The organism is Brevibacterium sp. LAARM3_SD1 (assembly GCF_057364765.1).
In genome coordinates this window covers 1-2,251 of record NZ_JBNFOL010000068.1, presented here as the reverse complement: position 1 = coordinate 2,251, position 2,251 = coordinate 1, and the positions used below count along the sequence as shown (strand labels likewise).

2 protein-coding genes are annotated in these 2,251 nt (G+C 58.9%); both read left to right on the top strand.

Annotated features, from left to right (window positions below):
• Positions 1–304 precede the first annotated feature (304 nt).
• Entirely contained in the window at positions 305–661 is a 357-nt protein-coding gene (locus tag AC2W7L_RS18460) for a helix-turn-helix domain-containing protein (protein ID WP_486005631.1), read from the top strand.
• A 41-nt stretch (positions 662–702) separates the two neighbouring features.
• A complete protein-coding gene (locus AC2W7L_RS18455) occupies positions 703–1,899 on the top strand; it encodes a type II toxin-antitoxin system HipA family toxin (protein WP_486005630.1) in 1,197 nt (398 codons plus the stop codon).
• Positions 1,900–2,251 lie beyond the last annotated feature (352 nt).

Here is a 2,251-nt window from a genome sequence, read left to right as displayed (position 1 = left end):
GCAATAATTTGTTGAGAGGGAAGCCCTGTCCATTCGTGGATGGGGCTTTCCTGCTATTCACTCATATTTGCTACCTGACGGCGGCGCAGCTACCTGGCGCGGGGTTGCTCGGCCCCCGTCAAGTAGCAAATAGGGATTGGCCTCGTTCGATCGTTGGGTCGGGCGGGGCCATCCCTGTATTCATAGTGGTCGTGTGGGGCTATCCGGAGGAACCGGGTTCGCTGAGACGCAGGGACCTCACTGGGCGTATTGAACCAGCTGCTGCTCGATTCTGGCCTTGGAACCTTCATTGCCTGTCAATGTAATGGCGCGTATCCTAGTCGTTAAACGGGTATATGGCTCGTATCGCAGTCGTAAAGGACGAATGATGAGCGTGACTCGCCAGGTCGATCGTCGCCTCGCCGAGATCGGAGCATCGATCCGGCGGTGGCGGCTCATGCAATCGCTCAAGGCTGTCGAAGTCGCTGAGCGGGCAGGCATCTCTCGGTCGACGTTGCAGAAGGTTGAACGCGGCGACGCTGGCGTCTCGATCGGCGCAGTTATGTCGGTGATGCAGGCGCTGGGTCAGTTGGATCATGTGTCCGCTTCGTTTGATCCTCTGAGCACCGATGTTGGCAGGCTTCGTTCGGCTTCGTCGCTTCCTGGCAGAGTCCGTCGATGAGTGAGCAGGTCCGTGTTGAGATCGACCACCGTGGGACCCCGGTGTTCGTCGGCACTGCCTATTTCCACATCGCACGGGGACAGATCTCCACGACGTTCAAATACTCCGATGAGTACGCAAGTGCCAGATGGGCTTATTCCATCGATCCGGAACTCCCGTTGTCGACGGCTCCGTTCAATGTTCCTGGACTGCCGGGCGCATTCTCTGACTGTTCCCCTGACCGATGGGGCCGCAATCTGGTTACGAAGGAGCATCGTCGGGAAGTCGCTGAAGGGATCATCCGTGACCGCCACCTGACAGATGTCGACTTCCTGCTTGGCGTCAGCGACCATACCCGGCAGGGGGCTCTGCGTTTTCGTCGAGATGCGAGTGGCTCCTTCCTCAGCCCCGCCAGCCGTGTTCCAAAGCTGCTGTCCCTGCCGGAACTGCAAAGGGCCGCAGATGGGGCCGCTGAGGGGTCTGGCAAGGCCGTGAAGCGCCTCCTCGACGCAGGGACGGGGTCTCTGGGCGGAGCCCGTCCGAAAGCTTCTGTGGCAGATGATGAAGGACGACTGCTCATAGCGAAGTTCTCCCGTCCCGACGAGGAAAGAGACGTCATTGCTTGGGAGAGCGTAACCCTCGAGCTGGCACGTAGAGCTGGTATCGATGCCGCGGAATCGCGCCTGTTGAACATCGACGAGAGGCCCGTCCTGCTTCTTGAGAGGTTCGACCGTGTTGAGGATCATCGAGTCGGGTACATGAGCGCGATGACTGCAACTGGACGTCAAGACGGAGAAGCCGGTGACTATCTGGATGTGGTCGAAGCGATCGAGGACCATAGCCGGCGGTGGCGGGATGACTGTGCTGAACTCTTTCGCCGTGTGGCATTCTCAGTTGCAATGCACAATACGGACGATCATCTGCGCAATCATGGCTTCATCCGTTCGGACGCAGGATGGCAGCTGAGTCCAGCCTTCGACATCAATCCGGAACCGGTAGCCGCGGTCGAACGTCAGACTGCGATCAACGGCGTTGTTGCAGCGGAGAATGAGGCTGAGGCGCTGCGCGAATTCGCTTCCCTCTGCCATTTGGCGAAGCCGGTCGCCATCTCGGTGCTCACAGAGGTCGTGGACGCGGTCTCCGGATGGAAGTCCCTGGCCGCCCGTCGGGGGATAGGAAGTTCAGAGATCGCCGAGATGGGTTGTGTCATCGACGTTCAGTGCGCGCGCCTGCAGTCTGTCATCGATCAATGCCGTTGATGCCCGACGGGTATGGCTTGTAACGGCACGAGGCGCGTCTCGGCGGCAGGGCTCTCTCAAGGATGGATTCGGGTACTACAGGCTGTGTGGTGGGTGTCACGTGGGGAAAGTTGGTTTTGGATTTGCGTGGTCGGGTTTGCCTGGTCTAGAGTTATATCTCGTTGCCCCGCCGGAAACAACGTCGACAAGACAGAGTTTCCACCGGGTCTGACCAGGACAAACACGGTTTGATCCAAGCGTCAGGACACCGGGTGGGTGACACATAAGTAGGAACTGATACCCCCAGTGAACACGCTCGTTTTTTCGGGTGGTGGTGATGGGTGTGTGTTTGTGGTTTGAGAATCCAATAGCG

What these genes read in the sequence shown, in the direction of transcription:
- AC2W7L_RS18460 (WP_486005631.1), top strand. Translation starts at nt 305, where the DNA reads ATGGCGCGTATCCTAGTCGTTAAACGGGTATATGGCTCGTATCGCAGT.